The organism is Neorhizobium phenanthreniclasticum (genome assembly GCF_040066075.1).
In the GTDB taxonomy this organism is placed as follows: Bacteria; Pseudomonadota; Alphaproteobacteria; order Rhizobiales; family Rhizobiaceae; genus Neorhizobium; species Neorhizobium petrolearium.
The window spans coordinates 51,430-67,483 of the sequence record NZ_JBEAAL010000033.1 but is presented as its reverse complement, the minus strand read 5'-3'; the positions used below and the strand labels follow the sequence as shown (position 1 = coordinate 67,483).

Below are 16,054 nucleotides of genomic sequence, written 5' to 3'. Positions count from 1 at the left end.
CATTGCTCTTCAGCTCGGCGACGACCGCCTCCACCGCAAGGTCGATGCCGCGCTTCAGGTCCATCGGGTTCATGCCTGAAGCCACCGCTTTGGCCCCTTCCTTGACGATCGCCTGGGCGAGAACCGTCGCAGTGGTGGTGCCGTCACCTGCGAGATCATTGGTTTTCGATGCCACTTCACGCAGCATCTGAGCGCCCATGTTCTCGAACTTGTCTTCCAGTTCGATTTCCTTGGCAACGGACACGCCGTCCTTGGTGATGCGCGGCGCGCCGAAGGACTTGTCGATCACGACGTTGCGGCCCTTCGGCCCTAGCGTCACCTTCACGGCGTTGGCAAGCACATCGACCCCACGCAGCATGCGTTCACGGGCATCGCTGTGGAACTTTACTTCTTTTGCAGCCATTTTTTCACTCCTTCGATAGGCAGCTTACTTTGACTGATGGACGCAAAGCGCCTCAGGCGGCTTGTTTCTGCTGGGCCACGGCTTCGATGATGCCCATGACATCGCTTTCCTTCATGATCAGCAGGTCCTCGCTGTTGATCTTGATCTCGGTGCCGGACCATTTGCCGAACAGGATGCGATCGCCCGCTTTGACGTCGAGCGGCTGGATCTGGCCAGCCTCGTTGCGCGCGCCAGGGCCGACGGCGATGACTTCGCCTTCCTGCGGCTTTTCCTTGGCTGTGTCGGGGATGATGATACCGCCCTTGGTCTTTTCTTCCGATTCGACCCGGCGGACGAGTATGCGGTCGTGAAGCGGTCGGAACGACATGTTTTCCTCCGATGGACAAACAATGATGACGTTGTTCCCCTCACCGGACCGGATGACCAGTCCGGGCGGGTGCAAAACCTCGCTCGAGCGTTTTGCGGATAATGATCTGGATTTGGCAATTTTCGATTTCAAGAGGGCTTATAGAAAAAAATAGCACTCTCCCTGTGCGGCTGCTAAACGCCTGTCGCGGAACAATAAACTCTTCTTCTTTGTTCAAAGAATCTGTGGCTGGCGCAGGAGATCGCGCCAGCCTGAGACCAGAGAAAGAACGGTGAGGTGCAGCATGCGAATGTCATCGGATTTGGCACGCCAGTTGAACGGCTACGGTCTGACGACCGCGCATATCCTTTACCGCATTCCTGATTTCGAATCCGTCCTGCAGACCTATGTCTGGCAGGACTACGATCTTGCTCCCGATTTTCCCGCGATGCACAGGTTTCTCGAATTTTGGGAAGAAAACCTCGACGGACCGCTGCATTCCGTCAGATATACCCATCAGCGCTTGATCGGCACAAACGAGTGGCGCCGCATCGATGGCGAGTTCAGGCTACAGTGAGGCTTGAAACTGGATTTTTGTCTTCCTAGCTTTCGGCTGACCGGGGCTTGATGAGCCCGGTCAATATCGCACGTCTGTTTGGAGTGAGATCGATATGGAAGAGAAGATCGGCATCATCAAAGACCTCAGCATCGAGGAACGCGAAGAGGCCTTCGTCGACATCGCCCGCATTCTGGAGGATGCGGCAAGTGAAGCCTTTGTCGAAGGCAATAAAAACTTTGCTGCACTTTCGACCAATATGGCCGAGGCGATCCGCGTTAACGCGGACGAGCTTGCCCGTGACCATCCCCAAAATGCCGAGCGCGTGATACATCAGGCAGCCGCTATGATAGCACAGTTCAAGGCCATGCATCCCTATCGCATGGTAAGCCGCGCCATCCATTGAACGCGGCGTCAACCGTTCGAACCTCCTCTGGAGGCAGCCAGAGGCGGATGTCTTTGCGGGGACGAGTGCGGGGCAGAATCGGCACGTCGAGGGCCGAGGGCGGGGGCAGGGCGGATGCCCCCGAAAAGGTCGATGCGGTTGAACGGACAGGCCGAGGCCATTGTGACGCATGACGTCGGGAGAGATCGTCAGGAGATTGAGCACATGAAGCAGGCCCAACGCTATAAATACCCACTGCAACTGCCGCAGTCGCTCAAGAAGACGGCGTATCGCTCAATCAGTGGATCGTCTCTGCGGTCGCGCAGAAGATCGGGGCCGTGGAGACGGCCAGCGAGTTCCTGAAAGCGCGTGCAGGCACGACGAAGCGCGGTGCGCTGACGGGATTGCTGGACAAAGCGCCGGACGTGCCGCCGCTGAAGGCGAGCCGCCGACTGCCGACATTGCGATATGGCCCGACTTTGCGTCTCGAAGGGACGGGTCAATAAAGCTGTGGTGCTCGGCGATGACTATCCTTCGCTTCTCCGAGCTCGCCGCCGCCGAGAACGCTGGTCGGATGAGGATCGAGCGTGTGGTGCCGAGGATAAGCAGGGGGCGGGGGCGTCCGAGCAGTTGGATGCGGTGGTGCTGTCCATTGCCCGGCTGATCGGCAGGCGCATGGCGCGCGAGGATTACGCGAAAGCCATGCGTGCCGCCAACGATAACAGCGCATGCGATAGGAAGGTCGATGCAGAGGAGGCAAATCAACCGCTGATGAAGATGAATAAGGCAGCATGGAAGCGGGTTTTTACATTTGAACTCAGGCTGTCCATATGCTATCTAGAAGCACGATCTAGAAAAGAGCGGTGCCATGGGCCTCAGCATCAAGACCGAGGAAGCTGACAGGCTGGCGCGTGAGTTGTCCCGCCTTACCGGTGAGACCATGACCGATGCCATCACCAAGGCCATGCGCGAACGGCTGGAGCGGCTGCGTGCCGAGCGGGAGGCGCAGGGTGACTATACGGCCCGCGTTGAGGCTTTCGTGCGTAAACGTGCCCATCTGTTCGACCGTCGTCCCGTCACCAAGGAAGAATGGGATGAAGCCGTTGGAGACACGCCTGAGCAGTTGGGCTTGCCGAAATGATGGTGGTGGACAGTTCTGCCATCGTCGCCATTCTGTTCGATGAGCCGGAAGGCCCCGATTGCACCAAGGGGCTCGAAGGTGCGTCTGCCCGGCTGATTTCCGCTGTCAATTATGTGGAGACGGGTACGGTTCTGGCTGGTCGTCTCACTGGGGCGAGGCGGTCGAAGGCTATTGGAATTCTGGACGAGTTTCTTACCACGCTCAGCATCGACATCGCCCCGGTCGATGATCGTCTGGCCCGCGCGGCGATGAAGGCGAGGATCGAATACGGCCAGGGATTCGGCATGCGCGGCGGACTGAACTTTGCTGATTGCTTCGCCTACGCGCTGGCAAAACAGCATTCGGCCCCGTTGCTCTATATCGGCAACGATTTCGGCCTGACTGATATTCGCTCGGCGCTGGACGCTCCTGGCCCAAAGAACCGGAAGAAGTAGATGGCCGGGAAAGGGAGCGCAAAACCCGACATCCCGCGGCTCATGTGTGACGCTCAGCATGGTGAGTTCAGCGTCCTGCTGGCCGAGGCGCTGACCGCAAATGGCTAAAGAGATCAAGAATTTGGATAGCCGAGCCGCCAGGCTTTGCAGCCGCGAAAGTTAGAAAGCCCCTTTTCCCTCCTTGGCTAAATGCTTTTAAGAATTGAGTATAAATTGAAGCTGAACGTTTTCCCCCTCTACTCGCACCTCTGGCATTGGAGCGTTCGGCTGGGCATTCCATTCCTTATTTAATTGTACAAACGTCAGATCAGACTCAGGCTACCTTTGAGTGATACGGTTAGAAGCGTTTCACAAACTGAACCGCCGATAGCCTTATGACACGATTTTTGTACTTCCCACCGGGTGTTTGTCCGCATCAGGGGCGATCCACGGTTTCGGAGCAACCGAGATGGCAGAAGACAGGAATAGAGGGCCAAAAACCAGCGTTGCGGCCTCTCCCATTTCCGAAGATTTGCATTTAAAATCAATGGTATAAAGAATTGTTTGAGTCGTTGCCGATTTGAACTCCGCAACGCTGAAAATGTGGAAAAGACTTTACTTGTAGAAATATGTGGTCCAGCGCCATTTTTTGCAGCTGGTTTTTCCAAAACTTGAAAGTCGCAGAGGCTGATTTCTTCTGTCAGCAACTTACCAGCTGCTCCCCCCGCAGCTTGCTCTCACGAGAAATTCATAGGGTAGGAGCTGGAAGTCGGAGATCGGGCGATCGTCCTGAATCGACTGCAGGAGTGTCTGAGCTCCGAGAAAACCCATGCGCCGGCGCGGCACCGAAATGGTGGTTAGCGGTGGGCTGAAAGCTTCGCCGACGGGGTGGTTGTCGAAGCCGATGAATGCAATTTGCTGCGGTACGCTGATCCCCAGTTCCCTGGCTACCTGGATGGCTCCGAAGGCAAGCTCGTCGCTGGCGCACAGGATGGCATCGGGCAACTGACGCCTGTTGAGAATGTCACGCATGGCCTGGCGGCCAGCAACCATGTTGAAAGCAGGCAGATGCTGGAGGTCGATAATGCCGTCAAGCCCCGCTTGCCTCATCGCATTCCGATACCCTTGCGCACGCGCGGCGAAAATCGGGCTTTGTTCCGGCCCTCCCATATGCAGGATGCGTTTGCGTCCGATGGACACGAAATACAGCGTCGCTTCCTGTGCCGCCTGCTGATTGTCGATGCCAATGAACGCAATTCCGGGGCTCAAGACCGGTCGCGATATCGCGACGATCCTCCGATTGTATTGCGGAAGCTCCCCCAGTTCGGATGGGAGGCGTCCGTTCAAAAGGATAAGGCCGTCAGCGGCACCCGTTATAAGTTGCCGGGCGAGGGCAAGTTCCCGTTCTTCATTGTCTTTCGTACTTCCGACAATGACACCGATATTGTGTTCCTCGAGAGCTTCTTCGATGCCGAGGATGACTTCGGGATGGGAGAAGGCGGCGATATTGGGAACGATGACAAGGATCTGATTGGCGCGCCGGGACCGAAGCATGCGCGCGTTGTGGTTTGCGACATATCCGTTTTCCTGCGCGATATCTGTAATTCGCGCACGCGTTTGCGCCGTCACGGCCGACGATCCCGAGAGGGCACGGCTGACAGTCGAGGGGTTAACGCCTGCAAGCTTTGCGATATCGACGATCGTGATGCTCGCCTTCGAGCTTGCCGGCTGGCTTTTCGATTTTGAAATGGTCACTGGCGATCAGAATCATTGCTCAAAACGAATTGAGCATTTTCCGGGAGCTTTTTGACACGTCACTCCGGTTCCTCCTGAATCGCGTCGACATAGGGCGCAATCACCAAGTCTGCGACGACAGAAGCAAATTTCGCCCGTTCATCGTGATTGAGGCCCTCATCGGTAATGATGCGGTTGATCCTTTCGATGGGGGTCGTCCGATAGATCGCCCTGCTTCCGAAACGGCTGCTGTCGATCAAGAGCGTCGTTTCCACGGAGGAATCGATCATGGCACGCTGAAGTTGCACTAACTCCAGTGACGTATCGCTGGCGCATTCCGTATCAATGGCCTGCGAAGACAGGAAAAGATGATCGCACCGCAACTCCCGAACGAAGTTGATTGCCGTTTCCCCCAGCAGGGAATAAGCGCCAGGGCGACAGATTCCGCCGGGCACGACAAGCTTGATATGAGGCTTGTTGACCAGCACGTCCGCGACGTGAACATCGTTCGTCACTACGGTCAACGGTGTCGTCAGTTCGGCGACGACATAGGCGAACTGATGCAGGGTCGAGCGGGAATCGATAAAGATGCTCTGTTCAGGCTGAAGGAGCTTCGCCGCGGCGACGGCGATGGCGCGCTTTTCCTCCACGGCAGTCTGGCGGGCCTCGTCGACGAGCTGCTCGAATGTCGTGCTGCGGCGAACACGCACGGCTCCGCCATGCGTCCTTCGCACAACGCCCTGCTGTGCAAGGAAATCGAGATCGCGGCGGATCGTCGAGATGGAGGTGTTGAGCCGCTTGGCGAGATCCTGGCTCGAGGCTACTTGATTGGACGAAAACCATTCCATGATTTTCTCGCGCCGCTCGGCGGGCAAAAAGTCTTCCGTTTGCGGTGTTTCCGTCTCAGTCAACAGCAAGCCCTTTCTCTTCGTCAAACCGGCCAGACCTTATAGAAACAGCCGCGAAACTGGAAGCAGGAGCCAGTCCATGTCCGCTTCCATTCGGCCGACCGCCCGGATTGTCGGGCGGCCGGACGAAGTGATGATCACAGGCTGATGTTGATGTATTCGGAACCGGCGGCGCCGACACCCTTGTAGGCGGTTACTTCGATTTCGACGCGGAAATCCGGACCGCCGAGTGGTGGGCAAGTCACGGTACTGCAGGGATCGATGCCGCGGAATTTTTCTCCGACAAAGGCCATCACCGAGGGAGCATCCGCAACATTCGGAATGACGACCCGCGAACGGACGACATCGGCCAGCGTAGCACCGACAGATGCAAGCGCGCCCTCGATGTTATGAAAGCACTGCTTGGCCTGTTCGACCGGGTCGGGCGACATCTCCCGGGTCTTGTAGTTACGGCCGGCCGTATTGGAAACAAAGACCCAGTTATCGACTGCAACGACGCGTGAATAGCTTTCCTTTTCCTCATAGAGGCTACCGGATTTGACTTTCGTTACTTTTACCACGGATGAGATCCTTCCTTTCAAGTGGGATTGGACGATCAGGCGGTTGCTGCCCGATAGATTTTCTGTTCGGCGCCATGGCCGTAGACGCGTTCGGCGAATTCGGGCGTGATGCGTTCTTCCTTGATATCGCGGCGGATTGCTTCCAGGGATCGGCCGGAAGGCGAACCGTAGCCGCCACCGCCAGGTGTCACCAGTTCGACTACCTGTCCGGTTCTCAGCTGCACCGTACCCGGCAGGTTTTGCTGGCCGTTGCCGAAATCGAAATGAGAACCAGTTGCCTGCAAGCCACCTTCAAGGCCCCAGGGATAGACCGCAAGCCGGCCACCCTCGACGCTGAAGCGGCAATCGGCTTCAATGCGGTAGACGCGTCTCAGGCCCATGCCGCCACGCCAGGTGCCGGCGCCTGCCGAACCATTGACGAGCTCATAACGCAGTAGCGTCAGCGGGTATTCCAGCTCGAGCGCTTCGACCGGCAAATTGGACGTGTTCGTCATATGAACGTGGACGCCGCTCAGCCCGTCGGCCGTCGGCCGTGCGCCGCCTCCACCGCCGATCGTCTCGAGATAGACCCAAAGCGAGCCGTCCTCGCGCGTGCCGGTAAAGAGCGCGCCAGTGCAGGCACCGTTGCCAGCCGCCGTGACCTTGCCGGGCAGCGCCTTGGCCAGAGCACCCTGGACGAGGTCGGCAACCCGCTGGCAGGCTGCAATACGCCCATCGACTGCCGCCGGATGTCTGCAATTGAGCAGCGAGCCGTGCGGCGCCTCGACGGTAATCGGGCGGGACAGGCCGGCGTTCGGCAGGATGGTGGGATCAATGACGGCCTTGACCGCGTAGTAGGAGGTGGCGAGCAGCGCAGTATAGATGACGTTCAGACCGGCGGGCACTTGTGGTGGAGCGTCGAAAGCAAGATGCATCGCGTCCCCCTTGACGGTGATGTCCACCTTTAATTCCATCACGTCGGAGAACTGGTTGCTGTCGAAATAGTCAGTGAAGCTGTAGGTGCCGTCGGGAATGGCGGCGATGCCGGCCCGCATTTTGCGCTCGGCATAATCCTGCAGGGCATCGCCGGCAGCCAGAACCTTGTCTGCTCCATATTTCGTGCAAAGGTCCTGCATGCGCTGGACGCAGAGCCGGTTGGCCGACATTTGAGCGCGCAAGTCCGAAAGCCGCTCATGGGGAACCTGACAGTTCAACAGGAACATGTCCTGCAGATCCTGCTGCAGCTCGCCCTCACGATAGAGCCGCACCGGAGGAATGCGCAGCCCTTCCTGGTATATATGCGCATGGCCGCGATCGGCGAAGTCGGCGTGATGGGCCGTGTTGACGGCCCATCCGACCATGGTATCGCCATGGAAGATGGGCTCGGCCAGAACAATATCGGGCAGGTGGGTCGCGCCACCCTCGTAGGCATCGTTTCCGATGAAGACGTCACCCGGCTTGATGTCCTTTGCCGCATAACGCTTGTTGATATGCGGAATGATGCCGATGAAGCTGCCAAGATGCATCGGGATATGCTCTGCCTGGCACAGGGTGTTGCCGTGCCGGTCGAAGAGTGCGGTCGAGCAATCGCGACGTTCCTTGATGTTGGTTGAATAGCTGGCACGAACCAGCGCTTCGCCCATCTCCTCCACGATCGATGTGAGCGCGCTGCCGATGACTTCTACCGTAATCGGGTCGATCTTGGTCATGCCCGGGTCTCCAGAATGAGGTTGAGGTAGGGATCGACCGTCGCCTGCATATCTGGAAGGATGACGGTGGTGGTATCCATCTGTTCGACGACCGCCGGTCCGTCGATGCGGTTGCCGGGTTTCAGCTTCTCGCGCGCGTAGACCGGGCAGGGCAGGAAGTCCTTGGCCTCGTCCATATAGACCTGGCGCGATCCGATGACGGCCGCATCGCATGCCGGCCCGGCGTCCGGCCGCGGAGCGAACCGGGCCTTGTTGACGATGCCGGCGGCCTCGAGCCGCAAGGTCACGATCTGGATCGCCTCACCTTCGGCGATGAAGCCAAAACGTTGCAGATGCGCCTGTTCGAAGCCTTTGACCAAAGCTTGAAGGGTATCCCCGCCGACCGTGCCGGCAGGCACCGAAACCTGCAGTTCGTAATTCTGGCCAACATAACGCATGTCGGCAGTCCGGTTAACGACGCGGCGGCCGGGCTCGATGCCTTCCTGCCCGAACCAGGCTTCGGCCTGGGCTTCAAGCGTTTCGAAGCCGCTAATCATCGGTTCGACCGCGTTTTGATCCACTTTCATGAGGCGGGAGATGGCGAAGTCGGAACGCAGGTCGGTCAGAAGCAGGCCGAGTGCGCAAAGCGTGCCCGGGGTAAGCGGCACGATGATACGGCTCATGTCGAGCTCCTTGGCGAGCCGGGCAGCATGCAGCGGACCCGCGCCACCGAAGGCCATCAGCGCATAGTCGCGCGGGTCGTGGCCACGCTGCACGCTGATCAGGCGTATGGCCTTTGCCATGTTGGCTGTGACGACTGAGATGATGCCCTGCGCCGTCTCCATCAGTCCGAGACCCAACTGATCGGCAAGCCGTTGCACGGCCTCGATCGCGAGATCGCGCCTGACTTTCATCCGTCCGCCGAGGATTTCGACCGGATTGAGGGTTTGGAGCACGATGTTGGCATCGGTGACGGTCGCTTCTGTGTTTCCGCGCCCGTAGCAGACCGGGCCTGGGTCGGCGCCCGCCGAACGCGGGCCGACTTTCAACAATCCACCGCTGTCGACAAATGCGATCGAACCGCCGCCTGCTCCGACCGTATGGATGTCGAGCATGGGCGCCTTGATCGGATAGCCATGGACGTTCGCCTCGCCGGTCAGTTTGCAGACACCGCCCTGGAGAAGGGCCACGTCGCTTGACGTTCCGCCGACGTCGAAGGTGATGATGTTGTCGAAGCCGGCCATTCCTCCAACAGCCTGCGCGGCGACGACGCCTGTACTCGGGCCGGAGAGGACGGTACGGACCGGAAGCTGCGCCGCCATGTCGAAACCAATGACGCCGCCGTTCGATTGCGTCAGCTGCGGAGCGACCGGTACGCCAAGTTCGGTCAGTCGCAGCTTGAGCCTGTCGATATATCGCTGCATGACAGGGCCGAGATAGGCGTTGACGACCGTCGTGGACATGCGCTCGTATTCGCGGAACTCCGGAGCCACCTCATGCGAAGCGCTGACGAATACATCGGGCATTTCCTCGCGAAGGATTTCGACGACCCGACGCTCATGTGCGGTGTTCAAGAAGCCGTAAAGGAAGCAAACGGCGATTGCCTTGACGTCTTCGCCCGCGAGCTTGTGGATGGCGGCCCGGAGCTTTTCTTCGTCCAGCGACCGGTCCGTCGAACCGTCACTCCTGAGGCGTTCGGGAACCTCCTGCCGGCGGTCGCGGCTCACCAGGATTTCCGGCTTCTCGGCATTCATATCGTAAAGGCTCGGGCGCTTCTGGCGACCGATTTCCAGCAGGTCGCGGAACCCGTCGGTGGTGATAAGCCCCGTCTCGACACCCTTAAGTTCGATGAGAGCGTTGGTCGCGACTGTGGTTCCATGACCGAGGAAAGCCACATGTGCTGCCGTGCTGCCGACGGTCGCAAGTCCTTCCGACACGCCATTGGAGATGCCGCGGGAAGGGTCGTCCGGCGTTGACGGTACCTTCCAGATGTCGAGCTTGCCGGTCTCCTCGTCAAAGAGGCAGACGTCGGTAAACGTGCCTCCGGAGTCTACGCCAATTCTCAATGCCATTTCTTCACCCTCTTTGGCCAAGGTTATTCAGGAACGGATCAGGCCGCCTTGGTCTTCTTGAATCGATCGAAGCGGAAAGGAGCGGGATCGACACAGGGCTCAGCGCCGGTGACGATGTCGGCCATCAGCTTTCCGGCGCCGGGCCCGATACCGAACCCGTGTCCGGAGAAGCCGCTGGCAATGAAGAAGCCGGGAACGCCGCCGGCCGGACCGATGACCGGGACCGCGTCGGGGGTGACGTCGATGAGACCGGCCCAGCTCTGCGTTATGCGGCTGTTTGCGAAAGCAGGGAAAGCCTTTACCAGATGAGCAAGGCCCTCGCGGTTGAAGCGCTCGAAAGGCACGGGATCGAGGATACGCACCTGCTCGAAGGGCGAAACCTCGTCCGAGGCCCAGGAACGTGGGGTTCGCCATTCCTGAATGAAGCGGTTGCCGACGCGCAATTTCAGCTCTCGCCAGCTCTTGATCAGCGTGGGTACGAAGTCGGCAAAGAGACGGAAGCTGTCCGGGACGATTGGTGCGATATTGGCGTTGCGCATGGCAATCGAGAAACTACCGTCGAGCCGTTTGCGGAAGGAAAAATTATCCGCCCCGACCGGCATATCCGGCACCCCCTCCACCGCGGTCGCGCGTGCCACCGAGCCGAGGATCTTCAGCTGTGGAAAATCAATACCCATATTGCCGCTGAAGAGCCGCGACCAGGCGCCACCTGCCAGAATGACGGAGGAGCAGGCAATGGGCCCCCGCTCGGTGATCACGCCGCTGACGCGTCCTGCGGAGCGCTCGACAGCGCGAACGGCACAGCCCGTCAGCACATGGGCGCCGGCGCGGATGGCGCCGCGGGCGACGGCCGGAGCGGCCTTGAACGGTTCCGCCCGGCCGTCGGTGGACGTGTGCAGCGCGGCGGTGAAACGTCCGGTCACGCCGGGAAGATGCTGGCGCAGTTCTTCAGTGCGAAGCAACCGGGAATCGAGGCCGAAGTTGCGTGCATGCACCAGCCAGGCCTCGTATTCCGCTTCCTGGCGCGCATTACGACAAAGATAAGCAATACCCGTCTGCCGGAAACCTGTTTCTTCGCCGACGCGATTGTTCATGCCTTTCCACAGCGAAAGGCTTTCGATGGCGAGCGGCAGTTCGGATGGATCGCGGCCCATTTGACGCACCCAGCCCCAATTGCGGCCTGACTGCTCGCCGGCGATCAGGCCTTTTTCACAAAGGGCGACCGAAACGCCGCGCTCCGCAAGCTCCAGGGCCGTCGAAACCCCGACAATGCCGCCGCCGATGATGACGACATCCACCTTTGCCGGCAGGGTCTGCGTGGAAGAGACTGCATCAGGAATAATACGTGACATGGCTTTTTCCCGAGGACGCCGATCAAAGCATGTCTTCGAGCCGGCAGTTTACCAGCATCTCGGCCATGGCTGCATTGTTGGGAAGCTCGATCGCTGTGCGGACGAGAGAGGCCAGCGTTTCCGGCTGGATCATCTGGTCGGGTGTCACCTTGTTCGTGTAGGAACTCATTTCCGTGCGCACGAAGCTCGGGCATATGGCGGTTGCCCGCACACCTTTTTCCCAGGCGACGTGGCGCGTCGTATGAGTGAGGCCCATCACCGCGAACTTTGTCATGTTGTAGCCGACGAAGGCGTTCCTGACCCGCTTTCCGGACATCGAGGCGACGTTGATTATGCGGCCCGCACCGGTAGCCTCAAGGTGCGGCATGCAAAGCCGCGTCATGCGCAGTGGCGCCTTGACGTTGACCGCCCAAAGCCGGTCGAGCGCCTCGTCGTTGTCGTCCATGAGCGAAACGCGCTCGCCGAGGCCGGCATTGTTGACCAGGGCATCGATTCTTCCGAATTTCGCGACAGCCGCCGCCACCCAGGCTTCCGATGTTGCCGGATCGTAGGCATCGAACCGCGCATAGTGAAAGCGTTCGCTCTCCGGTCCCAACTTGGCTTCGAGCGTACCGACGTCGCGGGCTCCGAGGCTGAGGCGGTAGCCATGTTCGGCAAGCTCGTTAGCGATCGCGAGGCCGATGCCGCGGCCCGCGCCGGAGATCAGCACCACGCGTGAGAGATTTTCGGACGTCATTGTCATCCCCTTGGCGCGGCCGGCAGGTCGCGCATTCGTTTGCATGAACGGTAAGGTGGCTTTTCATTTCTGGCAAGGCTGAATTTGGTAGAAACTCCAGAAAAGCTTCAAAAACTATCATATTTGAAGGCGATCTGGCAAAATACAAACGTATGCTTGACGTAGTTTGGCGCTTTATGCCTTAATGATGAAAATATGCGCCAGAAGCGCTCAAAAAAATACGGGAACGCGCTCTCCGGTGTGGGGAGCTCATCGCAAAATCGGATCGCGGTATGCCGGGTAGGGAAATACTGAAAATCGACAATCTTTCCGTCGCTTTCAGGACGGAGGCCGGGCTTCGTCCCGCAGTGAATGGCGTGTCCCTGTCACTTGTCTCCGGCGAGATATTGGGACTTGTCGGGGAAAGCGGCAGCGGCAAGACAATCCTGTCGCTGGCCGCCATGGGACTGTTGCCGCAAAACGCGGTCGTAACCAGTGGTCGTGTGGAATTTGCCGGCGCAGATCTGCTCACAGTGCGGCCGGACGTCTTGCGCAAGCTGCGCGGCAAGCGGATTTCCATGATTTTCCAGGATCCGATGGCGTCGCTTGACCCGGTCTTTAGGTGCGGCGATCAGATCGTCGAAGCGATCTTGCTGCATGAGCGGATGACGAGGCGCCAAGCCAGGGAACGGGCGCTGGAACTGTTGCAGAAAGTGGGGATCGCGGATCCGGCGCGCTGCCTGCGCTCCTATCCTCATGAGCTGTCCGGTGGCCAATGCCAACGTGTGATGATCGCCATGGCGGTGGCCTGCAAGCCGGATGTCATCATTGCCGACGAGCCGACGACGGCACTGGACGTCACGGTCCAGAAACAGGTTCTCAACCTGCTGCGCGGCCTCAATCGGGAAATCGGCGCGGCAATTCTCCTCATCACGCACGATCTCGGCGTCATTTACGAGGTCGCCGACCGTGTTGCTGTGATCTACCACGGCGATCTTATGGAGGAGGCTGCCACGGCTGACCTCTTCGCTGCGCCTTGCAGCGACTACACCAAGGCGCTGATCGCCTCCATGCCGTCCGCGTCCGCGCCGCAAAGCCGTCTTCCGGTTATAACAAGAGATGGAAGTGGCATGATTTCCAGCTTGGCAGAGGCTCGGCCGGCAGCGAAACCGAAGCCTGCCATAGATGGGGCGTCCGAACCGCTGCTGCATATCCGGGACCTGACCAAGAGTTACTGGGTCCGCGACAATGCTCTTGCGACACCGCGGGCGTTTCGCGCCGTGGACAATGTCAGCCTTGCCATCCCGTCCCGTTCGACGCTCGGTCTCGTTGGTGAGTCTGGTTGTGGAAAATCGACGCTGTCCCGGCTCGTCATGCGGTTGATAGAACCAGATGACGGCGCCATCGAATTCGACGGTCGCAACCTCGTTTCGCTCGGCCGCGAGGAGATGCGCGCTGCTCGCCGCGACATGGCACTGGTGTTCCAGAACCCCTACGGATCGCTCAATCCCCGCCAGACGGTGACCGATCTCGTCGCAGCGCCGATCGATATTCATCAGGGCGGACGCGGTCGGGAGGCGGCGGTTGCCAAGCTCATGGATGCCGTCGGCCTGCCGCGAAATGCCATGAAACGCTATCCTCACGAATTCTCCGGCGGTCAACGCCAACGCATCGTGATCGCCCGTGCGCTTGCACTCAAGCCGCGCCTTCTGATTTGCGACGAGGCCGTTTCGGCACTCGATGTGTCCGTTCAGGCGCAAGTCCTGAACCTGTTGCAGGATCTGCAGGACGAATTCGACCTGACCTACCTCTTCATTTCTCACGACATGTCAGTCGTTCGCCATGTCAGCGATATGATCGCGGTGATGCAGAAAGGGCGGATCGTCGAAGCAGGCCCCGCGGGCGAGGTCTTCGACAACCCGAAAGCGGAATACACACGGACGCTTCTCAGCGCGGTGCCGAAGATCGGCAACGCAGATCCGATAGCCCTGGAGGCGCGTTGATGCAGACCCTTTCGACATTCGTCATCGTCGTGGGAGCAAGGCTGGCGACCGCGCTGGTGCAGCTCTGGGTCATCGCGACACTTGTGTTCTCCATCATGTACATCATGCCGGGCGATCCGGTTCTCCTGCTGCTCGGTCCTGAGAGCCATCCGTCGCCAGAGGCGGTCGCGGCCCTGCGGCAGCAGCTCGGTCTCGATCAGCCGGTATTGTCGCAATATCTCAAATGGCTCGGCAATGCCGCCGTCGGTGATCTCGGTAAATCCCTCGACGGTTATCCGGTGATCGAATATGTGACGGCGAGCCTTCCGAAGACCATGGAACTCGCCAGTGCGGCGATCCTGGTCGCGGCCATCATGGGTGTGCCGGTCGGTATTGCCGCGGCCCTGAGGCGAGGGCGATTTCTCGATGGTCTGCTGACGTCGCTTTCGACGCTCGGTATCTCCGTGCCGGTCTATATTCTCGGATCGCTGCTGATCCTGCTGGTCAGCCTTAAGCTCGGGTGGCTTCCTTCCAGTGGCTACACCGATATTTCCCGAAACGCCTTTCTGCACTTCCAGAAGCTGACGCTGCCGGCGGTGACCCTCGGGCTGGGGCTGGCCGCCTCGATTGCCCGCATGACACGCTCGTCCATGCTGGAAATCCTGAGCCGCGACTTCGTGCGGTCCCTGCGGGCCAGGGGCATGCGCGAGCGTCGCGTCATCTGGTTACACGTCCTGCGCAATGCGGCAATTCCGATCGTGACGATCGTTGGCCTGCAGCTTGGCAACCTGATGGGTGGGACGGTGCTGGTCGAGGCCCTCTTCAACTGGCCGGGGCTGAGTACGCTGCTCGTCACCGCCGTCTCAAACCGCAACTACCCTCTGGTTCAGGGCAGTATTGTGACGATTGCGGCGCTGTTCATCCTCATCAATCTGTGCGTCGACATCCTCTACAGCCTGCTCGATCCACGCATCCGCCGGAAACGCGCATGAAGACGTTCCTTCCTTTCCGCCATCCGCTCGTTCTCGTCAGCCTGCTCGTGGTGACGACGGTTCTCGGCATCGCGCTGGTGGGGCCGGTCATTGCTCCGCATGATCCGCTTGCGATCAACCAGAACGCTGTCAATCAGGCGAGTTCGACGAAGTATCTGCTCGGCACCGACGAATTTGGCCGAGACATCCTTTCTCGCCTCCTGGTGGGAATCCGCCCGACCATCCTGGTGGCGGTCATTTCTACCCTCATCGCCGCAGTCGGCGGTACGGCTTTTGGTATCATCGGTGCCTACAGCCGGCCGGTCCTGGCGTTCTTCGTCATGCGCGCCGTCGATATCATGCTGAGCTTCCCGGCGATCCTGCTGGCACTTCTCGCCGTCGGCTTCTGGCGGAGCGGGATCGCGAGCCTCAGCGTCGTCATCGGCATCATCTTTATCCCGCAATTTGCGCGCGTCGCTCAGTCGGCCACCCTGCAGGTCATTCGGCAGGAATTCGTCGAGGCGGAGCATGCTATGGGCGCGCGCTATCTGCGGGTCGTTTTCAAGGCCATCTTGCCGAATATCCTTTCTCCACTGGTCGTCCAGGGAACCTTGACGATCGCCGCGGCGATCCTGCTCGAATCCGGCCTGAGCTTTCTCGGTCTCGGGATCGTGCCTCCGGAGCCCTCCTGGGGGCAAATGATCGGAACAGCGCGCGGTTATCTCAACCAGAACCCAATGTACGTGGTCTGGCCCTCCGTGTGCCTCGCATTCACGGTTCTCGCCATCAACATCCTCGGAGATGCGCTTCGCGATCATCTCGATCCGAGGCTGCGTGAAAACTGACAAT

General features: G+C 59.6%; 17 protein-coding genes and 1 pseudogene. 9 read left to right on the top strand and 9 right to left on the bottom strand.

Translation table 11 applies throughout. The annotated features are described in order from the left end of the window. Positions 1–403: TCP-1/cpn60 chaperonin family protein (locus ABK249_RS29340; protein WP_348864682.1), on the bottom strand; the 403-nt coding region annotated here is incomplete at its 3' end. Positions 404–455: 52 nt separating this feature from the next. Next, complete coding sequence (locus tag ABK249_RS29335) at positions 456–770, bottom strand: co-chaperone GroES (RefSeq protein ID WP_348864681.1); 315 nt, start codon at positions 768–770, stop codon at positions 456–458. Between the two features lie 283 nt (positions 771–1,053). Between ABK249_RS29335 and ABK249_RS29330 the strand changes: the two genes are divergently transcribed. The 6 genes and pseudogenes from ABK249_RS29330 (at position 1,054) to ABK249_RS29305 (ending at position 3,265) form a co-directional block, all read left to right on the top strand. After that, the gene (locus ABK249_RS29330; protein ID WP_348864680.1) at positions 1,054–1,326 is read left to right on the top strand and encodes an usg protein; all 273 of its coding nucleotides are present in this window, start codon (positions 1,054–1,056) and stop codon (positions 1,324–1,326) included. Between the two features lie 94 nt (positions 1,327–1,420). After that, positions 1,421–1,711 (top strand): hypothetical protein, encoded by a 291-nt coding sequence (locus ABK249_RS29325; protein WP_348864679.1) that lies wholly within the window; start codon positions 1,421–1,423, stop codon positions 1,709–1,711. Positions 1,712–2,028: 317 nt separating this feature from the next. Next, entirely contained in the window at positions 2,029–2,196 is a 168-nt protein-coding gene (locus tag ABK249_RS29320) for a hypothetical protein (protein ID WP_348864678.1), read from the top strand. Next, positions 2,132–2,278: pseudogene (locus tag ABK249_RS34040) on the top strand (IS5/IS1182 family transposase); the annotation flags it as partial. The gene ABK249_RS29320 and the pseudogene ABK249_RS34040, both read left to right, overlap by 65 nt. 280 nt (positions 2,279–2,558) lie before the next feature. Beyond that, positions 2,559–2,831 carry a type II toxin-antitoxin system VapB family antitoxin gene (locus tag ABK249_RS29310; RefSeq protein WP_037149564.1) on the top strand — a complete coding sequence of 91 codons (273 nt, stop codon included), beginning with the start codon at positions 2,559–2,561 and terminating at the stop codon, positions 2,829–2,831. Then, entirely contained in the window at positions 2,831–3,265 is a 435-nt protein-coding gene (locus tag ABK249_RS29305) for a type II toxin-antitoxin system VapC family toxin (RefSeq protein WP_348864686.1), read from the top strand. The genes ABK249_RS29310 and ABK249_RS29305 overlap by 1 nt, the downstream gene beginning before the upstream one ends. 687 nt (positions 3,266–3,952) lie before the next feature. Here the strand turns inward: ABK249_RS29305 and ABK249_RS29300 are convergent. The 7 genes from ABK249_RS29300 to ABK249_RS29270 form a co-directional block, all read right to left on the bottom strand. Beyond that, positions 3,953–4,999, bottom strand: a complete 1,047-nt coding sequence (locus ABK249_RS29300) for a LacI family DNA-binding transcriptional regulator (RefSeq protein WP_227703567.1) — start codon at positions 4,997–4,999, stop codon at positions 3,953–3,955. A 59-nt stretch (positions 5,000–5,058) separates the two neighbouring features. Next, positions 5,059–5,853 carry a DeoR/GlpR family DNA-binding transcription regulator gene (locus ABK249_RS29295; RefSeq protein ID WP_265105831.1) on the bottom strand — a complete coding sequence of 265 codons (795 nt, stop codon included), beginning with the start codon at positions 5,851–5,853 and terminating at the stop codon, positions 5,059–5,061. Between the two features lie 170 nt (positions 5,854–6,023). Further along, positions 6,024–6,446: a RidA family protein gene (locus tag ABK249_RS29290; protein WP_227703565.1), complete on the bottom strand. Its 423-nt coding sequence runs from the start codon at positions 6,444–6,446 to the stop codon at positions 6,024–6,026. Positions 6,447–6,481: 35 nt separating this feature from the next. After that, complete coding sequence (locus tag ABK249_RS29285) at positions 6,482–8,134, bottom strand: hydantoinase B/oxoprolinase family protein (RefSeq protein WP_227703564.1); 1,653 nt, start codon at positions 8,132–8,134, stop codon at positions 6,482–6,484. Continuing rightward, on the bottom strand, positions 8,131–10,185 hold the full coding sequence (locus tag ABK249_RS29280) for a hydantoinase/oxoprolinase family protein (protein ID WP_348864677.1): 2,055 nt from the start codon (positions 10,183–10,185) through the stop codon (positions 8,131–8,133). The genes ABK249_RS29285 and ABK249_RS29280 overlap by 4 nt, the downstream gene beginning before the upstream one ends. A 38-nt stretch (positions 10,186–10,223) precedes the next feature. Then, positions 10,224–11,537 (bottom strand): NAD(P)/FAD-dependent oxidoreductase, encoded by a 1,314-nt coding sequence (locus tag ABK249_RS29275; RefSeq protein ID WP_037149578.1) that lies wholly within the window; start codon positions 11,535–11,537, stop codon positions 10,224–10,226. 22 nt (positions 11,538–11,559) lie between these two features. Further along, on the bottom strand, positions 11,560–12,273 hold the full coding sequence (locus tag ABK249_RS29270; RefSeq protein WP_227703561.1) for an SDR family NAD(P)-dependent oxidoreductase: 714 nt from the start codon (positions 12,271–12,273) through the stop codon (positions 11,560–11,562). A gap of 272 nt (positions 12,274–12,545) precedes the next feature. Here ABK249_RS29270 and ABK249_RS29265 point away from each other — a divergent pair, with 272 nt between their 5' ends. From ABK249_RS29265 to ABK249_RS29255, 3 genes are read left to right on the top strand one after another with little or no spacing between them, the layout of a single operon-like run. Next, positions 12,546–14,255: an ABC transporter ATP-binding protein gene (locus ABK249_RS29265; RefSeq protein WP_037149581.1), complete on the top strand. Its 1,710-nt coding sequence runs from the start codon at positions 12,546–12,548 to the stop codon at positions 14,253–14,255. Continuing rightward, the gene (locus ABK249_RS29260; RefSeq protein ID WP_227703560.1) at positions 14,255–15,226 is read left to right on the top strand and encodes an ABC transporter permease; all 972 of its coding nucleotides are present in this window, start codon (positions 14,255–14,257) and stop codon (positions 15,224–15,226) included. The genes ABK249_RS29265 and ABK249_RS29260 overlap by 1 nt, the downstream gene beginning before the upstream one ends. Next, on the top strand, positions 15,223–16,050 hold the full coding sequence (locus ABK249_RS29255) for an ABC transporter permease (protein ID WP_227703559.1): 828 nt from the start codon (positions 15,223–15,225) through the stop codon (positions 16,048–16,050). Before ABK249_RS29260 ends, ABK249_RS29255 begins: the two co-directional genes overlap by 4 nt. Positions 16,051–16,054 lie beyond the last annotated feature (4 nt).